The 18,763-nt window shown below is 72.9% G+C and carries 18 protein-coding genes, 1 tRNA gene and 1 other RNA gene; 4 read left to right on the top strand and 16 right to left on the bottom strand.

Going from position 1 to position 18,763, the window contains the following annotated elements; all coding sequences use genetic code 11:
* Window positions 1-4: 4 nt before the first annotated feature.
* From ACO229_RS23540 to ACO229_RS23530, 3 genes are all read right to left on the bottom strand, one after another.
* Window positions 5-421 carry an NUDIX domain-containing protein gene (locus tag ACO229_RS23540; protein WP_397432198.1) on the bottom strand — a complete coding sequence of 139 codons (417 nt, stop codon included), beginning with the start codon at window positions 419-421 and terminating at the stop codon, window positions 5-7.
* Window positions 418-3,174, bottom strand: a complete 2,757-nt coding sequence (locus tag ACO229_RS23535) for a DNA polymerase III subunit gamma and tau (RefSeq protein ID WP_423462967.1) — start codon at window positions 3,172-3,174, stop codon at window positions 418-420. The genes ACO229_RS23540 and ACO229_RS23535 overlap by 4 nt, the downstream gene beginning before the upstream one ends.
* A 469-nt stretch (window positions 3,175-3,643) precedes the next feature.
* A complete protein-coding gene (locus ACO229_RS23530; RefSeq protein WP_423462966.1) occupies window positions 3,644-3,871 on the bottom strand; it encodes a hypothetical protein in 228 nt (75 codons plus the stop codon).
* Between the two features lie 376 nt (window positions 3,872-4,247).
* Here ACO229_RS23530 and ACO229_RS23525 point away from each other — a divergent pair, with 376 nt between their 5' ends.
* A complete protein-coding gene (locus ACO229_RS23525) occupies window positions 4,248-4,967 on the top strand; it encodes an HNH endonuclease (protein WP_423462965.1) in 720 nt (239 codons plus the stop codon).
* On the opposite strand, the gene ACO229_RS23520 is transcribed toward ACO229_RS23525, so the two are convergent.
* The 5 genes from ACO229_RS23520 to ffs form a co-directional block, all read right to left on the bottom strand.
* The gene (locus ACO229_RS23520; RefSeq protein WP_423462964.1) at window positions 4,882-6,216 is read right to left on the bottom strand and encodes a hypothetical protein; all 1,335 of its coding nucleotides are present in this window, start codon (window positions 6,214-6,216) and stop codon (window positions 4,882-4,884) included. The genes ACO229_RS23525 and ACO229_RS23520 overlap by 86 nt on opposite strands.
* An 82-nt stretch (window positions 6,217-6,298) precedes the next feature.
* On the bottom strand, window positions 6,299-6,961 hold the full coding sequence (locus ACO229_RS23515) for a methionine ABC transporter permease (RefSeq protein WP_397413210.1): 663 nt from the start codon (window positions 6,959-6,961) through the stop codon (window positions 6,299-6,301).
* Window positions 6,958-8,010, bottom strand: coding sequence for a methionine ABC transporter ATP-binding protein (locus ACO229_RS23510; RefSeq protein ID WP_423462963.1), 1,053 nt, complete (start codon window positions 8,008-8,010; stop codon window positions 6,958-6,960). Before ACO229_RS23510 ends, ACO229_RS23515 begins: the two co-directional genes overlap by 4 nt.
* Entirely contained in the window at window positions 8,010-8,897 is an 888-nt protein-coding gene (locus ACO229_RS23505) for a MetQ/NlpA family ABC transporter substrate-binding protein (protein WP_397413207.1), read from the bottom strand. The genes ACO229_RS23510 and ACO229_RS23505 overlap by 1 nt, the downstream gene beginning before the upstream one ends.
* Window positions 8,898-9,273: 376 nt before the next feature.
* Window positions 9,274-9,370: signal recognition particle sRNA small type (gene ffs / locus ACO229_RS23500), an RNA gene on the bottom strand.
* A 162-nt stretch (window positions 9,371-9,532) separates the two neighbouring features.
* On the opposite strand from ffs, the gene ACO229_RS23495 reads away from it, so the two are divergent.
* Together ACO229_RS23495 and ACO229_RS23490 are read left to right on the top strand one after the other, a co-directional pair.
* A tRNA-Ser gene (locus tag ACO229_RS23495) sits at window positions 9,533-9,617 on the top strand.
* A gap of 135 nt (window positions 9,618-9,752) precedes the next feature.
* Window positions 9,753-10,691 (top strand): endonuclease/exonuclease/phosphatase family protein, encoded by a 939-nt coding sequence (locus tag ACO229_RS23490; RefSeq protein WP_423462962.1) that lies wholly within the window; start codon window positions 9,753-9,755, stop codon window positions 10,689-10,691.
* 65 nt (window positions 10,692-10,756) lie between these two features.
* Here the strand turns inward: ACO229_RS23490 and ACO229_RS23485 are convergent, their stop codons facing one another.
* The 7 genes from ACO229_RS23485 to ACO229_RS23455 form a co-directional block, all read right to left on the bottom strand.
* The gene (locus ACO229_RS23485; protein ID WP_423462961.1) at window positions 10,757-11,470 is read right to left on the bottom strand and encodes a YcnI family protein; all 714 of its coding nucleotides are present in this window, start codon (window positions 11,468-11,470) and stop codon (window positions 10,757-10,759) included.
* Between the two features lie 63 nt (window positions 11,471-11,533).
* Window positions 11,534-12,163, bottom strand: coding sequence for a hypothetical protein (locus tag ACO229_RS23480; RefSeq protein ID WP_423462960.1), 630 nt, complete (start codon window positions 12,161-12,163; stop codon window positions 11,534-11,536).
* A gap of 20 nt (window positions 12,164-12,183) precedes the next feature.
* Window positions 12,184-12,858 carry a LytR C-terminal domain-containing protein gene (locus tag ACO229_RS23475; RefSeq protein WP_397413199.1) on the bottom strand — a complete coding sequence of 225 codons (675 nt, stop codon included), beginning with the start codon at window positions 12,856-12,858 and terminating at the stop codon, window positions 12,184-12,186.
* Window positions 12,859-12,877: 19 nt separating this feature from the next.
* Window positions 12,878-13,174, bottom strand: a complete 297-nt coding sequence (locus tag ACO229_RS23470; protein WP_397413197.1) for a type II toxin-antitoxin system VapB family antitoxin — start codon at window positions 13,172-13,174, stop codon at window positions 12,878-12,880.
* A gap of 188 nt (window positions 13,175-13,362) precedes the next feature.
* Window positions 13,363-15,018, bottom strand: a complete 1,656-nt coding sequence (locus ACO229_RS23465; protein WP_423462959.1) for an ABC transporter permease — start codon at window positions 15,016-15,018, stop codon at window positions 13,363-13,365.
* A complete protein-coding gene (locus ACO229_RS23460; RefSeq protein WP_397413193.1) occupies window positions 15,015-15,959 on the bottom strand; it encodes an ATP-binding cassette domain-containing protein in 945 nt (314 codons plus the stop codon). Before ACO229_RS23460 ends, ACO229_RS23465 begins: the two co-directional genes overlap by 4 nt.
* A 68-nt stretch (window positions 15,960-16,027) precedes the next feature.
* The gene (locus ACO229_RS23455) at window positions 16,028-16,738 is read right to left on the bottom strand and encodes a TetR/AcrR family transcriptional regulator (RefSeq protein WP_397413191.1); all 711 of its coding nucleotides are present in this window, start codon (window positions 16,736-16,738) and stop codon (window positions 16,028-16,030) included.
* A gap of 132 nt (window positions 16,739-16,870) precedes the next feature.
* On the opposite strand from ACO229_RS23455, the gene ACO229_RS23450 reads away from it, so the two are divergent.
* Window positions 16,871-17,431, top strand: a complete 561-nt coding sequence (locus ACO229_RS23450; protein ID WP_397432186.1) for a hypothetical protein — start codon at window positions 16,871-16,873, stop codon at window positions 17,429-17,431.
* A gap of 67 nt (window positions 17,432-17,498) precedes the next feature.
* Here ACO229_RS23450 and ACO229_RS23445 read toward each other — a convergent pair whose 3' ends face one another.
* Window positions 17,499-18,761 (bottom strand): uracil-xanthine permease family protein, encoded by a 1,263-nt coding sequence (locus ACO229_RS23445; RefSeq protein ID WP_397432185.1) that lies wholly within the window; start codon window positions 18,759-18,761, stop codon window positions 17,499-17,501.
* Window positions 18,762-18,763 lie beyond the last annotated feature (2 nt).

Here is an 18,763-nt window from a genome sequence, read left to right as displayed (position 1 = left end):
CCGGTCAGTGCCCGGCCGCGGTGAGCAGGTCCCGGGACAGCGGGGCGAGCGGATAGCGTGCGACCGGGTCCGCCGGGTCGATCCACACGAGCTCCTCGAGCTCGGCCCGGACGGCGATCTCCACGCCAGGGCGCAGCCGCACGCGGTAGGCGTGGGCATCGACGACATGATCGGGCTCGTTGGCGGCGACCGCGCCGAACCGGCCCAGGCTCTCGACGTCGGCCGGGTCCAGCCGCAACCCGACCTCCTCCTCGAACTCGCGCAGCAGCGCGGCCAAGGGCTCCTCCCCCGGCTCGATCTTGCCGCCCACCTGCATGAAGGCCTGCGTCCCCCGCTTGCGGACCAGCAGGTGCCGCCCGTCGGCGCGCTCCACGACCGCCGCGACGATCCGTAGCGTCGTCACCGGGTTGTCCGCACTCATGCCTGCTCCACGATCTCGTCGATCACCGTTCCGCCCAGCACCTGCACCACGAGCGGCACGCCGACCAGGCCGGCCGAGGTGATGTCCGGGTCGTCGTCGGACGGTTCGTCGTAGAAGTCTGGCCCGCCACCCGTCCCGGTCTGCGGCTCGGGCCTGTGCACGGCCGCTCGCGTCTCGGGCGCACCACTCGCAGCGCGTGCCCGTCGCTCGTTCGCCTGCCGCAACGCCTCGCGTGCACTGCCCGCGCCCGATGTCGGAGCGCGGGTGGGCGCCGGAGCCTGCTCCTCGTACACCGGCTCGGGTTCAGGCATGTCGTAGTCCGCCGGGGGCTCGGACGCACTCGCCCCCGAGAGCCATGCCTCGTCGGCAGCGCTCGCCGCCGACGGCGGACGGGCCGCAGGACGGGTGGGCTCCGGGCGCGCCGCGTCGGGCCCGGACGGCTCCGGACGAGACGGCTCGGGACGGGACGGCTCGGGGCGTTCGGCGACAGCGACGCTCCCCGACGCCACGGCAACACCTGCGCGCGCGCTCGCCGGAGAGCTGCCCGACGCACCACCTGGCACACCACCCGGTACGCCACCCGGTGCAGGCGCGGTGACAGCCGCCGCCGAGGCGACCCCACCGCCGGGAGCAGGCACGTCCGGCCAGTCCGACACCGGCGGCGCAGCCGGGGCCGAAGCTCCGGCGCCCTCTGCCCCCGGTCCGGACCCGCCGCCGGGCGACGGCGTCGTACCGGGCCCCCTTGCGGAACCACCGGGTGCGCCACCGCCAGGGGCACCACCACCGGGTGCACCGCCACCCGACGGCCCCTCGTCGAGGGTCGCCTCGACCCGTACGCGGATGCCGAGCGTCTGGTAGACCGCTTCTTCCACGGCGCTGGTGTGCCGGGCGTTCGAGAAGGCGCGGGCGAGCCCAGGAGCCGCGAACCCCAGCTTCAGCGTGCCACCGTCCAGCGCTGCGACCTGGGCGTTCGGGCCGACGAGCGACCACGTCACGCGGGCCGCGGCAAGCGCGCCGAGCACCTCGGGCCAGCGCCGCCGGACGGTCTCCGTGGTGACCCCGGGCTCGACGCCGTCTGCCACGGGTGCCTCACCGTCCGACCGGGGCGAGACGGGGGCTGCCGCGGCCGCAGGGGCAGCCGCTGCGGGAGCGGACGCGGTCGCCCCGGGCGTCGGTGCGGCCTCGGGCGCGGCCACGTCCGGTCGCGGCGTCTCTTCTGCGGGCGGCGTCTCCACCGGTGCGGGCACCGCAGGCGCCGAGCCGGTCGACGCGTGGGCGACATCCGATCCGGCGGCTTCGGACCCTGCGGCGTCCGACCCCGAGTCCGGGAGGGGCTCCGCCGCGGCGGGAGCGTCCGGTGCGGCAGGCTCCGGAGCCGGCTCCGCCGTCGGAGCGGGGCGGGTTGCAGCCGGGGCCTGTGCCGGCGTCCGGCCCGGCTCGTCCCGCTTTCTGCGTGCGTCCAGCACGGCCCGTGCCGCGGCGGGACCGGTGAGCCCGCCGGCAGGCGACGGGTCGGCCGGCGCGGAGGCGCCGGACACGGATGCGGCACCGGCCACGGGCGCCGAGGGCGCTCCGGATCCGACGATCCCCCCGCGTTCCAGCCGGTCGATGCGCGCGGCGAGCCCCGCGGCGCCGTCGTCGGCCCCGGGCAGGAGCAGGCGCGCGCACAGGAGCTCCAGGTGCAGGCGCGGCGAGGTCGCGCCCGTCATCTCGGTCAGTGCGGCATTCACCAGGTCTGCCGCGCGGGAGAGCTCGGCCACGCCGAGGCGCCCCGCCTGCGTGCGCATGCGGTCGAGCTGATCGGTCGGGATGCCGCGCAGCACGGCGCTGGCCGCATCGCCCGAGACCGCGATGACGATGAGATCGCGCAGGCGTTCCAGGACGTCCTCGACGAACCGGCGCGGCTCGTGCCCCGTCGCGATGATCTGGTCGACGACCCGGAAGATCGAGCCTCCGTCGCGGGCGGCGAGCGCGTCCACGACGTCGTCCAGCAGGCTCGCGTGGGTGAAGCCGAGCAGCCCCACCGCCAGGTCGTAGTCCACGACCCCGCCCGTCGCGCCGGCGATGAGCTGGTCCATCACGGACAGGGAGTCGCGGACGGATCCCCCGCCCGCTCGCGTGACCAGCGGGAGCACCCCGCCGCCCACCTCGATCCCCTCGGCGCCGCAGAGCTGCTCCAGGTACGGGGACAGGACGTCCGGCGGCACGAGCCGGAACGGGTAGTGGTGCGTGCGCGACCGGATGGTGCCGATGACCTTGTCCGGCTCCGTGGTCGCGAAGATGAACTTGATGTGCGGCGGCGGCTCCTCGACGATCTTGAGCAGCGCGTTGAAGCCCTGCGGCGTCACCATGTGCGCCTCGTCGAGGATGAAGATCTTGTACCGGTCGCGCGCCGGCGCGAAGGTGGCGCGCTCACGCAGGTCGCGCGCGTCGTCGACACCGTTGTGCGACGCCGCGTCGATCTCCACCACGTCGAGCGAACCGGGGCCGCCGCGCGCCAGCTCGACGCACGAGGGGCACTCGCCGCACGGGGTGTCGATCGGCAACTCCGGCGTGTTCTTCGCGCAGTTCAGGGTGCGCGCGAGAATGCGGGCGGACGTCGTCTTGCCACAGCCGCGCGGACCGCTGAACAGATAGGCGTGGTTCACCCGCCCGCTGCGCAAGGCTTGCATCAGGGGACCCGTGACGTGGTCCTGGCCGATCACCTCGGCGAACGTCTCGGGCCTGTAGCGGCGGTAGAGGGCGGTGCTCACCCCCGCAACGATAGACGCCACCACCGACACTCGTGTCCCGGCCGTCCACAACGGTGCTCATTCGGTGCGGCGAGCCCTGCGCAGGCGCGCCCGGCGCCCTGGAGGCGCCGTCCTCGCGTTCCGAACGGGCGCGGAAGTTATCCACAGGCGAATGCGATGTGCCTACGTGTCGAACATACGTGCCATACAATGGTGGCATACCGAGACTCCAGACCAAAGGTGGTGCGTCATGCACGATGTCGCCCCTGGCCTCCGCACCGCGCCAAGCCTGCCCGCCGCCACCGACAAGACCAACGGCACCAGCACCGACGCTGCCCGCGGCCTGCCGGGCGTGTCCGGTCCGGAGATCGGCGCAGTGCAGGTAGCGACGCTGCACGCCTGGCTCCTGACCGCGGCGACACCGGCGAGCGACGTCGCACGGGTCGACACCCTGCGCGCCCTCGAGGAGATCAAGGCGGCGTGCGCGGCGCTACAGGCCCAGGTCCTGGTCGAGCTGCACGACGACGCCCTGCGGGCCGCGCGAGAACACGCAGCCGATCCCACCGTTCACCGCGACGCGGCGGGCCGTCAGGTACCCGTCACGGCGCGGTCCGCCGAGCGCGACGCGACCGCGAGCACGGTCCAGCAGGCCGCCCGCGCGCTGCGGCTCTCGCCACACCGCACCCGGACGCTGCTCGGGGCTGCTCACGTCTGGCACGAGGAGATGCCCCACACCCTGACCTCGCTGCGCACCGGCATGCTCTCCGAGGAACGCGCGCTCCTACTGGTCAAGGAGACGACATACCTCGCCCCGGAGGACCGCACGCACATCGACGACGACCTGTGCGCCGACTCGGTGACGCTGCGCGGGATCGGCACGCGACGGCTCGTCGGGTTGATCAGGGCCCGCGCCAACGAGCTCGACCCCGCCGCGCTGGTCCGACGGGCGGGCCGGGCCGCCACCGACCGCCGGGTGTCCATCCGGCCTGCGCCGGACGCGATGGCCCATGTGACGGCCCTGCTCCCCATGGCCCAGGGGGTCCAGGTCTACGCGGCACTGCGGCTCGCGGCGGAGTCCGTCCGGCATACGTGCGGTGACGGACGCTCGACGGGGCAGATCATGGCCGACACGCTGGTCGAACGGACCACCGGACAGGAGCACGCGGCTGCGGTGCCGGTCGCGGTCAACCTCGTCGTCTCGGACGCGACGCTGCTGGGCGGCGGGCACGAGCCCGCTGTCGTCCTGGACGGGACGGGTGCCGGGCACGGCGTCGTCCCGGCCGCCGTCGCCCGCCACCTCGTGGCCGGCGCGCTGGCTCGCCGACCTGCTCCGGATCAGGGATCAGGGCGCCTGCAGGACACCCTGGTGCGACGCGCCGATCCGGCACCTCGACCACGTCCGGGCAGCCGCGCGCGGAGGCGGCACCGAGCTCGCCAACGGGCAGGGGCTCTGCGCCGCGTGCAACCAAGCCAAGGAGGCTCCCGGCTGGAGCTCGACGGCCGGCACCGACCCGGAGACCGGGCGGCACGTCGTGATCACCACGACACCGACCGGTCACCGTTATCGGTCGGTCGCACCTCGACCACCGCGACCTGCGGACCTTGCGCCTCCCCCGCCGCGACCGGCCGACCGGACAGCACCTCGGCGGTCCGGCCCACGCACGGCGATCCCTCAGCCCGGACCGCCGACGCGGCCGGACCACGACACGTCGGAGAACACGGCAGGCATCAGTGGGCTGTCACGTCCGTCCAGTACAGCGACGGCCGGCACCCGATCTCACCGGGCTCGAGCGAGATCCGCAGGAAGTCGGTGAACCTGACCGGGGCGCGGTCACCCGTACGAACGGCCACCAGGCAGTCGCGGTAGGTCGGGCCAGCCACGGTGGCGACCAGTTCGTCGTCCTCCCGGTGCGCGTCCACCGTGTAGTCGGAAAAAGCCTCGGCGACGGCCTGCCGCGCCTCCGCCGCGTTCGCGTCAGCGGGCAGCCCGCCGAGTGCGCCGAGCAGGAGCTTCTCGTTCGCCGGCGTGGTCGCCTCGTCCAGCGGCCATGGGCGACTCGGTGCCGGCGAGGCCGTCGTCGCAGGTTCCGGCGCAGGTCCCGGCTCGGACAACCGCGTCAGCGCGCCTCGCCAGTACAGCGCGGGCTGACATCCCGAGCCCCCCGGGGCGAGGTCGCCGTCCGGGGCGCCGGTGTACAGCACCGGGGCACTCCCCGCCTCACGCACCCCGATGACGCACTCCCGTCGGGCGGGATTGCCGACCGCGAGCACGAGCGTGCCCTCCTCGTGCTGCGCGTACACCTCCACCCCATACCCGTCGAGTTCCTCGGGCGAGGACTGCTGCCACCACGCGGTCTGCACCTCCTCCACGATCTGCTCCGTCTCGACCGGGGATACGTCGTCCGGGATCGCGGGCGCCTCGCGGAGCGCCCGGAGCACCGTCGCCCGCGCCTCGGATCCCAGCGTCGGCACGCCGTCCGGGACCGGCACCTGGCCGACGGGTGTGGCGGGGCAGGCGATCTGGTCGACCTCGGCACCCTCGTCGTACTCGTAGTAGTGGTTCACCATCCGCCAGCAGCCCACGGACCGCCCCTCGGACCGGCTTCGGCCGAGCAGCGGGCCGGGATCGTACGGGACGTGCGCCTCGACGCGGATGTCGACCGTCGCACTACTGCCGCCCGCGGTCGGCCCCGACCAGTCCAGCACCACGATCTCGATGTCCCGGGCATCCCATACGCCGAGGCCGTACTCGTACTCGGCCGCGCGCCGGACCGTGTCCAGCGCAAGCTGCTCGCCACCGAGCGCCCCGTTGCCGCTGTACCGCGCGAGCACGATCTCGTCGGCGACGGCGGTGGCCGCCGCCTCGGCGCGCTCGGCGGCGACACGGTCACCGTCTCTGGGCGTCCTCAGGTAGATGCCGAGCCCGACCGCCGCGACGAGCGGCAGCACGAGGACGACGGACACGAGCACCGCGACGACGCGTACGGTGCGCAAGTCGCTGCGCCGGACCCCGACAAGGATGACGCCCGCCAGGGCGACCAGGAAGCCCAGCGCGACCCACATACGACCTCCCCACCCGATGGGGGCGCCAGACTCCCAGAGTCACCGCGACCTTGTCGACGAATGTCGCCGGCTGCCTCCGCTCCTACCGCCGCAGCGCCCGCCGGGCCAGGGCGTTGCCCAGCCACTGGACCGCCTGCACGATCACCACGATGATCACGACCACCACCGCGGTCACGGCCCAGTCGTACTGCCGGTAACCCTGGACGATCGCGAAGTCGCCCAGGCCACCCGCGCCCAGGTACCCGCCGATCGCGGACATGTCCAGCACGCCCACGAACAGGAACGTGTATCCGAGGATCAGGGGCGCGAGCGCCTCCGGCACCAGCACGGTCCGCACGATCCGGAACGGCGACGCGCCCATCGCACGCGCCGCCTCGACGACCCCGGGATCGATCGAGACGAGGTTCTGCTCGACGAGCCGCGCGAAGACGAAGGTCGCCATGAAGCTCATCGCGAACGTGAACGCCTCGATGCCGATCGTCTTGCCGATGACGGCGCGGGTCAGCGGGCCCAGCGCCACCAGGAAGATGATGAACGGCACCGGCCGCACGATGTTCACCGCGAGGTTCAGCACCGCGAACACGACCCGGTGCTGCAGCAGGTTCCCCGGCCGGGTCAGGTACAGCCCGAGCCCGAGCGCCAGGCCCAGGACGCCGCCGACCAGCAGCGTGATCAGCACCATGAACGCGGTCTGGCCCGCAGCCTCCCAGAGCAGCGGTGTCAGCCGTTCCCAGTCCTCGGTCATGCGTCAGCCCTCCCGTGATCGTCCACCCAGGTCACGCTCCGCAGCGCCGCCACCGCGGCCTCGACGGCAGCGGCCTCTCCGACGAGCTCCACCGTCAGCGACCCGTACGGCCGCTCGGCGACCTCGGTGATCCCGCCGAACACGACGGTGCCGTCCACGCCGTGCTCGCGCAGCGTCCGTGTGAGCACGGCCGACGAGCCGGCCACCTCGTCCACGCCGACGGTCACGATGTGCCCGGTGTGCCGGGTCCGTAGCCGGGCCAGCACCTCGGGAGAGGGCCGGTCGCGCAGGGCCGTCGCGACGAACCGCCGCGTGGTGTCGTGCGCGGGCGCGCTGAACACCTGGTAGGCCTCGCCCACCTCGACCACGTGCCCGCGCTCCATCACGGCCACGCGGTGGCAGATCGACCGCACCACGTCCATCTCGTGCGTGATCACCACCACGGTGATCCCGAGCTCACGGTTGACGCGCTGGAGCAGGTCCAGCACGTCGCGCGTGGTCTCGGGGTCGAGGGCCGACGTCGCCTCGTCCGCCAGCAGGATGCGCGGGTTCGTCGCCAGCGCCCGGGCGATCCCGACGCGCTGCTTCTGCCCGCCCGACAGCGTGGACGGGTACACCCCGGCCTTGTCCGCCAGGCCGACGAAGTCCAGCAGCTCCGCGACACGCGCCTCCCGGCGAGCACGCGGCCAGCCGGCGACCTCGAGCGGGTAGGCGACGTTCCCCGACACGGTCCGGGAGGAGAGCAGGTTGAACTGCTGGAACACCATCCCGATCCCGGCCCGGACGGGGCGCAGGCGCGCCTCGCTCAGGGAGCCGAGGGACGTGCCGTCCACCACGACGTCGCCGCCGGTGGTGCGCTCGAGCGCGTTGATCAGGCGGACGAGGGTCGACTTCCCCGCGCCCGACTGACCGATCACACCGAAGATCTCGCCCTCGCGGATGTCGAGGGTGACCCCGTCGACGGCGCGCACCTCGGCGCCCTTCCCCCGGCCCGGGAACACCTTCGAGGCATTCTCGAACCGGATGATGCTGCTGGTCGCCGCAGGCATCAGGAGGCGTCCTCCTGGATGCCGGCCAGGATCTCCTGCAGCTCGGCCGCGGAGTTGTCCTTGATCACGCCGGTGCCGCCCGACGCCTCGATCACGCCGTCGGTGACCTCCGGGGAGTGGTAGATCTCGACGAGCTGCTGGAACACCTCGTTGTCGGCGTCGGCCCCGCGCGCCACCCACACGTTGATGTAGGGCTCGGCGGCCGACGAGTCGGGGTCGTCCGAGAAGATGGCGTCCTCGGCGGTCAGGTCGGCGTCGCCCACGAAGTCGTTGTTGATGATCGAGGCGTCGACGTCCTGCAGCGCGAGCGCCGTCTGGGCGGCGTCGACCGGGGTCACGGTCACGCGCGACTCGTCCTCCAGCACGTCGGCCGGCGTGGAGAACGCGGTGCCGCCGTCGCGCAGGGCGATCAGGCCGGCCTCCTGGAGCACGAGCAGCGCGCGGGCCTGGTTCGTGTCGTCGTTCGGGATGGCGATCTCGCCGCCGTCGGGGATGCTCTCCACGCTGTCGTGCTTGAGCGAGTAGAGGCCGAGCGGGTAGACGGCGGTGGCCGCGATCGGCGTGAGGTCCGACTCGGTGGCCGTGTTGTAGTTGGCGAGGAACTGCAGGTGCTGGAACTGGTTGAGGTCCAGGTCACCGTCGGTCAGACCCTGGTTCGGGAGCTGGTAGTCGCTGAAGTTCACCAGCTCGACGCTGATGCCCTCCTCCTCGGCCAGGTCGGTGAACGTGGTCCAGTAGTCGTCGCCGGAGTTGACGACGCCGATGCGGACCGGGTCGTCGGCCGAGCCCGTGGCGGGGGTGATCTCGTCGGAGCCCGCGCAGGCGCTCAGGGCGAGGGCGGTGGTGACGGCGAGGCCTGCGGACAGGACAGTGGTGAAACGAGACATGGGTGGGTCCTCTCGGAGCGCACGGACGCGGGTGTGCCTGTGCTCAGGATGCGGGGGGCCGGCGTGTTGCGCAGGCCGACGTACGTCGGCGGGCCACGGCCATCAGCAACGTGGCGAGCTCGGGACGGTGCGGGTGCGACCCTCAGCGGGTCGCGGGAAGGTACGGCGCGCTCAGCGCCCGCACATTCGCCCGCCGCGCACGCGGTCGCGACACATGGCGTCGCGACAGGTGCGCGACGTCGTGGCGGCGGTCCAGGTGCGGGTCATGCGGACATCGTGCGTCACCGCAGGGCGCCAGAGCCAGCCACTTCCGGAAAATCCCATGATGCGGACGAAAATCTGTCCACATGGTGGAGGAGCCGCAGAACTCCGGGCATGAGAGGACCCCCCGCACACCCACCAGAGCTCACTTACCCTTGCTGCCTTCCGGCCCTGGGGGAGTTCGGCGAGATGGTGCCGCACGAGGGGTCTGCCCCCAGCCTAACCGATCCGGGAGGCCCGGCCGAACCCGCGAGCCCCCGCACAGGCCGGGCCCACGCCACGATTCGTTGTCCGAGCGAGGTGTCCGGTATCCTCGTCAGGCCGCGCCAGACTTCGGTCCAGTGGCCGCGCGCTCGCCCAGGGGTGGGACGCGAGGAGGATTCGCCTAGTGGCCTATGGCGCACGCTTGGAAAGCGTGTTGGGTTAACGCCCTCGGGGGTTCGAATCCCCCATCCTCCGCAGTCCGATGACGCGAGACATCACCGATGTCTCGCGTCATCGTCGTTTCGCCCCCACGTCATGTGGCGTTACGGGCACGCTCACCTCGGTCTGGTCGGGTTGACCGGCATCAACCCCTGACCTGGAGGAGAGCGCATGTCCACGACCCCCGGCATCTCACGCCGCACCATGCTCACGGCAGCGGGCGCCGTCGGCGCCCTCGGCGCCTCGGCCGCACTGGCCGCGCCGGCCGCGGCGCAGACCGCGCACGGCGGCAGGCCCGTGATCGGCCCCGCGCGCGGCGAGTGGCTGCACGCCATGAGCTTCAACGTGCGCTACGACCGCGAGGGCCAGACCCAGCCGGGCGAGCCCGACTACTGGCCGGAGCGAGCGCCGCTCACCGCCGCGTTCCTGCGGTTGGAGCAGCCGACGATCCTCGGGGTCCAGGAGGTGGAGTTCAACCAGCTCACGGCGGTCGAGGAAGGCCTGGGCCGCGGCTACGAGATGGTGGGCTTCGGGCGCGACGGCGGAGCCGCGGGCGAGTACTCGGCCATCTTCTACGACGCGCGCCGGCTGACGGTGACGTGGTGGGACCAGTTCTGGCTGTCCGACACGCCCGCCGTGATCGGCTCGGCCACCTGGGGCAACACCGTGACCCGGATCGTCACGTGGGCCCGGTTCCACGACACCGTGACCGGCCGTGACTTCGTGCACATCAACTCGCACTTCGACCACCAGGCCGAGAACGCCCGCCTCCGCAGCGCCCAGGTGGTCCGGGAGCAGGTCGCCGCGGCCGGCCTGCCCGTCGTCTTCACGGCGGACTGCAACGCCGCGGCCGAGGCGTCCGCTCCGTACGACGTGCTGGTGACCGACGGCGGCCTCCAGGACACCTGGCTCGCCGCGGACCGCCGGCTCACGCCGTACGCGGGCACGTTCCCCAACTACGGCGCCCCGGACCCGGACGGCACCCGCATCGACTGGATCCTCGCCACGCCCGGCGTCGAGGTGCGCTCGGCGGCGATCAACACGTGGACCCGGGACGGCCGCTACCCCAGCGACCACACCCCGGTGCAGGCGCTGCTGCGCATCGGCTGAGGCCCGGCCGCCGGTGCCGCCCGGTCGCGCCGCCCGGCACGCGGACGGCGCGACCGGTCACGCCATCAGGCGCGACGGCGCGTGGACAGCGCCACGCCGATCCCCGCGGCACCGACCACGAGCCCGGCGCCGCCGAGCCACCGGCCCACCGGGTCCACGGCGTCGGTCGTGGCCGCCGCGGCATCGTCCGCACCGTCGGGCGACGTCGCGGCGCCGTGGTGCCCGTCCTCCTCCGCGGCGGTCGTGGTGAGCACCGGCGCGGGTGCCTCGGGCTCCGTGCCGTCGTCCGCCGGGAGGTCGTCCCAGTCGACGACGTTGCCGTCGGTGTAGGTCTGGTGCGCGGGGAGCACCACGGTGGTGCCCTCCTCGGGCAGCGCGCCGACGCGGACGGCGAACTCCTGGTACTCGTGCGGCGGCACCTCGTGCCCCTCCTGGGCGGTCCAGGTCACGCGGACGGGCGCCTCGTCGACGGTCGCGCCCTCGACCTCGAACGGCTCGTCGAGCGTGGCGGTCTCGACCTTCACGTCCCAGCCAGGCAGGCTGCGCGGCGTGACGCTGAGGAAGGGGGTGTCGGTGGGCAGGTCCACGACCAGCTCCGACGTGGACGCCGTGTCCGACTCCGTGGGCACGCGGAACGTCAGGCTCGCGTAGCTCTCGGCGGCGGTGGTGTCGGGGTTCACGGTCACGTGGGCGTACGCCACCGACGGCAGCAGCACCAGGACGGCGGTGGCGGGAACGGCCGCGAGGGCGCGGCGGGCGGGCATGCTGAAGCGAGTCATGTGCTCGGTCCTTCGTTCTGAGGGGTGTGCGGGCGTGCGTGGACGCGCCCCCGCCCGAGATCCTCAGGCCGCGAGGCGCATCACCAGGGCCGGCGGCGGCCCGCGCTCCGGCGCGACGGACAGGTCGACGGAGACCGACGGCACCACGGGCACGACCGGTACGAGGGCCCGGCGCACGACCGGGAGCCGCAGCGGAGCCGCCGCGAGCGGACGGACCAGCCAGGACGCGAGCAGCCAGATGCCGCGCTCCACACCCACGAGCAACGCGACGGAGACCACCGTGGCCACGACGTGCCAGAGGAGCATCCCCGCGCCGAGCGCGGTCGGCTCGTCCCCGGCCGCGCAGGCCCCGGCGCCGCCGAGGACGGCTCCGGCCGGGTGCGCATGACCCCAGGCCGTCAGGCCGTCGTCGGGCAGGGTGGGCGCCGCGCACGCGCCGCCCAGGTACGTGAACGCGCGGTGGAGGGCGTACTGGCCGAGGCCGGCCAGCGCCAGGCCACCGGGCCAGCGCACCTGCCGTCGGACGGCGACCGCGGTCACCGCGAGCAGGAGGGCGCCGAGGAGCGCGATCGCCTCGGCGGGCGGCAGGTGACCACCGGCCTCGAGGTGCGCCGTCAGGGCGAGGGCGAGGACGACCACGGCCCACAGGAGCGCGCGGCCGAGGCCCACTGCTCCTGAGGACGGGTCCGGCACAGCACGCACCCTAGCCGGGACTACCCCTCGGGCTGAACCTCGTCGGCGGCCTGCTCCGGCACGGCCGGCATGATCTGCTTCTCCGGCGTGATCGAGTCGGCGGGCACGCAGTCCTCGGCGTTGCGCAGCGGCTGGTCGGCGGCCACGTCGACGTCCTTCACGTCGAGGGGCACGTCGTAATTCTCGCCGATGAGCAGGTCCACCGCGGGGCCGCCCCGGTCGTCGAGCACCAGGCGCATCTTCGGGAACTGCGCGGCCAGCTCGTAGGCCTGCACGATGCCGGTGCGGCCGAACCGGATCTCCGACTCGGGCAGCACCACGGGCACGTTGCCGACCTCCATGATCTCGAAGCCGCGATCGGAGAGGACGGTCTCGTGGGCCTGGCCGAGGCCGAGCTGACCGTCGGTCGCGTTGAGCAGGCGGACCTTGATCTCGGAGTAGGCGACCGGGAGAGCACCGTCGGGCTGCCCCTCGACCGCCGGGAGGCAGGCGACCGGGTACGTCTTCTGCTCGGAGGCGCCCACCGTGGTGAACGGCCGGTTGAACGGGGAGCTGATCGCCCCCGAGAAGACCGCGAGCGCGAAGATGCCGCAGACCGCCAGGAATGCGATGAGCACACCGAAGACCACGGCCTGGCGCTCGTGCTCGCGGCGCCGGCGCTCCACGCGCGCCTGGTCGTACCCGGGGGTTGTCACGCGTCGAACCTACCTGAGGTCAGCGGATGGTGAGGACACGAGCGTGGAGCACGGGACGCTGCTGGAGGGCCGCCCGCACGGCGCGGTGCAGGCCGTCCTCCAGGTAGAGCGTGCCCTCGTACTCCACGACGTGCGCGAACAGGTCGCCGTAGAACGTGGAGTCCTCCGCGAGAAGCGTGTCGAGATCGAGCGTGCGCTTGGTGGTCACCAGCTCGTCGAGCCGTACCTGGCGCGGGGGCACGTCCACCCAGTCGCGCGAACGCGACCGCCCGTGCTCGGGGTACGGGCGGCCGTCTCCTACGGCCTTGAAGATCATCGGTCCGTCCTCACTGGGCTCGGCGGGGCACGGTCCGGGAGCGGCGGTACGACCTGCCTGCTGGGCACCGGACGGGCTCCCGCACACTACCGGACGGTACCTGACCGCGACAGCCGGCAGGACGCCGGAGCGGCGTCCTGCCGCTGATCGCGGTCAGGATCGTTGTCGGAACGTCATCGGCCCGACCGTCAGACGGCCGGGACGTCCCGGCGGCGGAATCCGACGAAGGCGAGCACGAACAACAGCGCCGCCACCCCGCCCAGTCCCCACAGGTGCGACGCCTCGACCTGTTCGAGCGCGGGGTTGCCCACCCACCAGAACGGCGAGATCTTGCGTGCCCACTCGGGCAGGTCGAACAGGTCGGCGAACATGCCCACCAGGAAGACGTACCCGACCATCACCCAGGCGACGCCCGTGGCCCGCGGCAGCCAGCCGTAGAGGGCGGCCGCGAGACCGACGAGCACCGCGAGGGCCGGCAGGTACGCGAGGCCCAGCTCCAGGTACTCGCCGAACCGGACGTCGTCGTACCCCGTCGAGGCGGCGCCGAGCCAGAGCGCGAGCGCGCCGGTGAGCTGGACGACCACCGTGCCCAGGAGCGCGACCACGAGCGAGGACGCGAACCAGCGCCCGCGGGACACCGGCGTGGCCAGCGTGATCTCCGTGCGGCCCGCCTCCTCCTCGCCCTTGACCCGGAGCGCCGCGGCGGTGCCGTAGGCGGCGGCACCGGCCGCGATGTAGAGGCCGAAGATGCCCAGGAAGGTGCGGACCATGTCCTCGTTGCTGCCGAGGAGGGCCGCGTAGATGGGGTTGCCCTCGACGGCGTCGAGCATCTTCGGCACCTCCCGGATGATGGTGCCGGAGCCGAGCCACATGAGGCCGAGGCCGAGCGCCGTCCACATCAGGGCACCCCGCTGCTGCACCCAGGCCAGCGGCCCGGGGCCGGTCAGCGTGGGCCGGGCGTCGGCGTGGCCCGGGCGGACGGCGACCAGCCCGCCCCCGAAGTCGCGCCGCGAACCCAGGAACGCGGCGACCACGATCAGCACGACGATCGCCGCGACGCACAGGCCGAGCGGCCACCACCTGAGGTCCACGAAGACCCGGGTCTGCTGGACCCAGGCGATCGGGGACAGCCACGACAGGGCGCTGCCGTGCCGCTCCTGGACGTCACCCAGCGCACGCAGGAGGAACGCCGCGCCGAGCGCCGCGAGGGACACGCCGACGGCTCCCCGGCCGTGCTCGTACGCCTGGGCAGCGACGAGCGCGACCGCACCGAAGACGAGCGCCCCGAGCGCGATCGCGGAGGTCATCGCGAACGACTGTCCCGCGTCGAAGCCCTGCGCGGTGACCGCCACCGCGCTGGTCACGGCGATGACGACGTTCATGACGAGCACCAGGAGCAGGGCTGCCACGGACGGCGCATGACGGCCCACCGCACCGGCACGCACGAGCTCGGACCTGCTGCTCTCCTCCTCGGCACGGGTGTGCCGCACGACCTGGAGGATGCTCATCACGGCCAGCGTGAGCACGACCCAGAGGATGAACTCGTTCGCGACGGCGGCGCCGGGGGTGTAGTCGTCGATGCCGTAGCCCGGCCCGGTCATGGAGACCATCGCGGGCGACGAAACCAGCACCGAGCGGGCGGCGCTGGCGTCGGGGTCGTCGAGCAGCACGTACTCGCCCAGCCCGCCCGCGTACAGGAGCGTGACGCCGAGGGTCCACCAGAGGATCCGCGTGCGGTCGCGGCGGAGCATGAACCGCAGCAGCATGCCCGTACCGGTGAGGGTGGACCCGAGCGCAGGGCCGGCGACGGCAGGAACCGGCGGCGTGGCGACGGCGGCGCTCATCGCGTACCTGCCGTCTCGGACTGCAGCGCGTCGCCGTAGTGGCGCAGGAACAGCTCCTCCAGCGACGGCGGGGTCGCGGTGAGGCTGCGCACGCCGAGGGCGGTGACGGCGGACAGCACGGTGCCGATCTGCGCGTTGTCGACGTCGAACGTGACCCGGGTCCCGGCGCCGTCGGAGGGCGTGCCGACCAGGTCGTGCACCCCGATCAGGTCGGCGAGGGCCGCGGGGTCGGCCCCGACCACGGCGGTCACGCTCGTGCGGGTGAGGTGGCGCAGCTCGTCGAGCGTGCCGGACTCGACGTCCACGCCGTTGCGGATGATCGTGACGGTGTCGCACACCTTCTCGACCTCGGACAGGATGTGGCTGCTCAGGAGCACGGACCGGCCCGCCGCCTTGGCCTCCCGCACGTACTCGGTGAACACGGCCTCCATGAGGGGGTCCAGCCCGGAGGTGGGCTCGTCGAGCACGTACAGCTCGGGGTCGGTCAGGAAGGCCGCCACCAGGGCGACCTTCTGCCGGTTGCCCTTGGAGTAGGTGCGCGCCTTCTTGCGAGGGTCCAGCTCGAAGCGCTCGAGCAGCTCGGCCTTGCGGGCCTTGAGGCGGGCCCGGTCGGCGCGCCCGCTGAGGCGGGCGAGGTAGTCGATGCACTCGCCGCCGGTCAGGTTGGGCCACAGGCTCACGTCGCCGGGCACGTAGGTGATGCGTCGGTGCAGCGCGACGGCGTCACGCCAGACGTCGCCGCCGAACAGGCGGGCCGTGCCAGACTCGGCCCGGAGCAGCCCGAGCAGCACCCGGATGGTGGTGGACTTGCCGGCGCCGTTGGGTCCCAGGAAACCCCGGACCTCCCCGGGCTGGACGGTGAGGTCCAGGCCGTCCAGGGCCCGGACGCTGCCGAAGGACTTGCGCAGGTCGTAGATCTCGATCGCTGGTGTGGCGGTCATGGCGTACTCGCTCTCTGACGTGGTGGGGGTCCGTGTCAGGGCAGTGCCAGTGGGGGCCGGGGAACCGGTCAGCCAGGGGCGGGCGCTGCCCCGTCGCGCGACGGCGGGTCCGGTACGTACAGGAGGTACTCGTCGAGCATGCGGCGAGAGGTGAGGAATCCCTCGGTGAACAGCTCCATCATGGGCAGGTAGCTGTTGGTCATGTAGTCGCGGACGATGGCGGTGAGGTCGCCCGGGTCCGACGGCGGGTCCAGGGTCACCTCGAGCAGCAGCGCGCCGAGGGACGAGAGCGTGAGGTAGCGGGCGCGGGCCGCCTCGTCCCGGCTGGGCACGAGCACCCCGGCGGCGACGCCGTCGCGGGCGTAGCCCACCGCGTCGTCGACCATGTGGGCGAGGAACTCGCGGGCGAGCTCCCCGCCGTCCTGCATCGAGCGCAGCACGTAGCCGAGGATCACGGCGTTCTCCTCGGCGGCGGCGAACCGCTGGAAGAAGCTCTGCCCGGACGCCACGATCTCGACGTTCTCGCGCTTGAGCCGGCTGATCGTGGCCAGCAGGTGCGCGTCGCACTCGGCGCGGAGCCGGTCCTTCGAGCCGAAGTGGTGCATCACGAGGCCCGCGCTGACCCCGGCGTCGGCCGCGATGGACCGCACGGAGGCGCCGAAGCCCTCGACGGCGAACCGGCTGATCGCGGCGTCCCGGATGCGGGACCGCGCCGTGCGGTCGGCGTCGCCGGGCGCGCCTCCGCCCGGGGACTGCTCGGCACCGCTCGTTGAACGCATGTTCAGCATCCTATACGCGCGTTCAGCCGATGTGCCAGCAAATCACCCGGGGGTGACCCCGAAAAGTGCCGCCTCCCGCGCCGCATACCGGAAATAATGCCCACGAGATACTCACCCCAGACAGGAGAATCCATGATGAGAAGGCTCCACCGGGTCGCCGCTGCCGTGGCCGCCCTCGGGATCGCCACCGCCCTGGCGGCGGTCGCCCCGGCGCAGGCCCGCGACACCGCCGAGCTGACGGCCGCCCCGGCGGTCAGCACCGCCCGTGTGGCGTCCGGTGCCGCGGCTCCGGCCGCGGAGGTGTACTACCGCTCCTGCAAGCCGGGGGTCAACGAGCCCGCCCAGGTGCGCAGCTGCATGTACCTGTACAAGGACGGCCCGCGCTTCTACGGCGAGGCGATGGTCACGGACATCGACGGCGGCAAGGACTACGACGTCCTCGCGGTGGACCTGCGGATCCAGGCCTACGCGGGCGGCAAGTGGCAGCTCCTGAGCGGCACGTGGAAGGACGACGCGGACGGCTGGTTCGGCTACCGCGACCGCGCCTACCACACCACGTGGATGACCTGCTACGGCGCGGGCGAGACGCTGCCGCTGCGCGCGGCGGCCACGATCCGCTACAAGCTGGCGGACGGCACGCAGCGGACGACGGTCACGCGGTACTCGCCGTCGGCCCGTACCTGGTGCCCGTGATCGGGCTGACCGCCTGAGGGACCGGCACCGGCCGGCCACGCGTCGTCGCGTGGCCGGCCGGCGCACGTCAGGCCTGGGCCGTGCCGCGCCAGCGGCCGATCGCGCCCATGACGTGGTAGATCACCAGGGCCGCGGCGGTGCCCAGCGCGATGCCGCCGAACTCCAGGTCCCCGGCGGTCCAGGTGAAGTTCGCGATGCCGATGATGAGCGGCACGGCCGCCGTCGTGAGGTTCACCGGGTCGGAGAAGTCGACGCGCGCCTGCACCCAGATGCGGGCACCGAGGATGCCGATCATCCCGTAGAGCATGGTGGTGGCGCCGCCGAGCACCCCGGCGGGCACGGTGGCGATCAGCGCCCCGAACTTCGGCGACAGGCTGAGCACCAGCGCACCGACCGCGGCCACCCAGTAGGCCGCGGTCGAGTACACGCGGGACGCCGCCATGACGCCGATGTTCTCCGCGTACGTCGTGGTGCCGGAGCCACCGCCGAGACCGGCGAGCGTCGTGGCCACGCCGTCCGCGAGCAGCGCCCGGCCGGTGAGCCGGTCGTAGTCCCGCCCGGTCATGGCGGCCACCGACTTCACGTGGCCCACGTTCTCGGCGACGAGCACGAGCACCACCGGGAGGAACAGGCCGAGCACGGCCGGGTCGAACGACGGGGCCACGAAGTGCGGCAGGCCGACCCAGCCGGCCTGATCGACCTTCGTGAAGTCGACCTCGCCGCGCACCGCGGCGAACGCATAGCCGATCGCCACGCCCAGCAGGATGGCGAGGCGGCCGAGCAGACCCCGGAACAGGACCTGGATCAGGATGATCGAGCCGAGGGTCACGACGGCGGTGAGGGGGGCCTCCTTGAAGTTGCCCCACGCCGCCGGCGCCAGGTTGAGCCCGATGAGCGCGACGATGACGCCCGTGACCACGGGCGGCATGGCCGCCTGGATCCAGCGCGGGCCCGCGAAGTGCACCACCGCGCCGATGATCGCCAGCAGCACGCCGGTGGCGAGGATGCCGCCGATCGCGACGGACTGGCCGCCCGAGGCCGTGGCCGCCAGGATCGGCGCGATGAACGCGAAGCTCGACCCCAGGTAGCTCGGCAGCCGGTTGCCCGTGATCAGCAGGAACGTGATGGTGCCGAGCGCCGAGAAGAAGAGCGTGGTCCCAGGGTCGAACCCGGTGAGCACCGGCACCAGGAACGTGGCGCCGAACATCGCGACGATGTGCTGCAGACCGATCCCGACGGTGCGCGGCCAGCTCAGGCGCTCGTCGGGGGCGACCACCTCGCCCGGGGTGATGCGGGTGCCGTCACCGTGCAGCTTCCAGCCGAGTCGCATCG

The sequence above is a fragment of the Promicromonospora sp. MS192 genome (assembly GCF_049532985.1).
In the GTDB taxonomy this organism is placed as follows: Bacteria; Actinomycetota; Actinomycetes; order Actinomycetales; family Cellulomonadaceae; genus Promicromonospora.
This window is presented reverse-complemented; position numbering and strand designations above follow the sequence as displayed.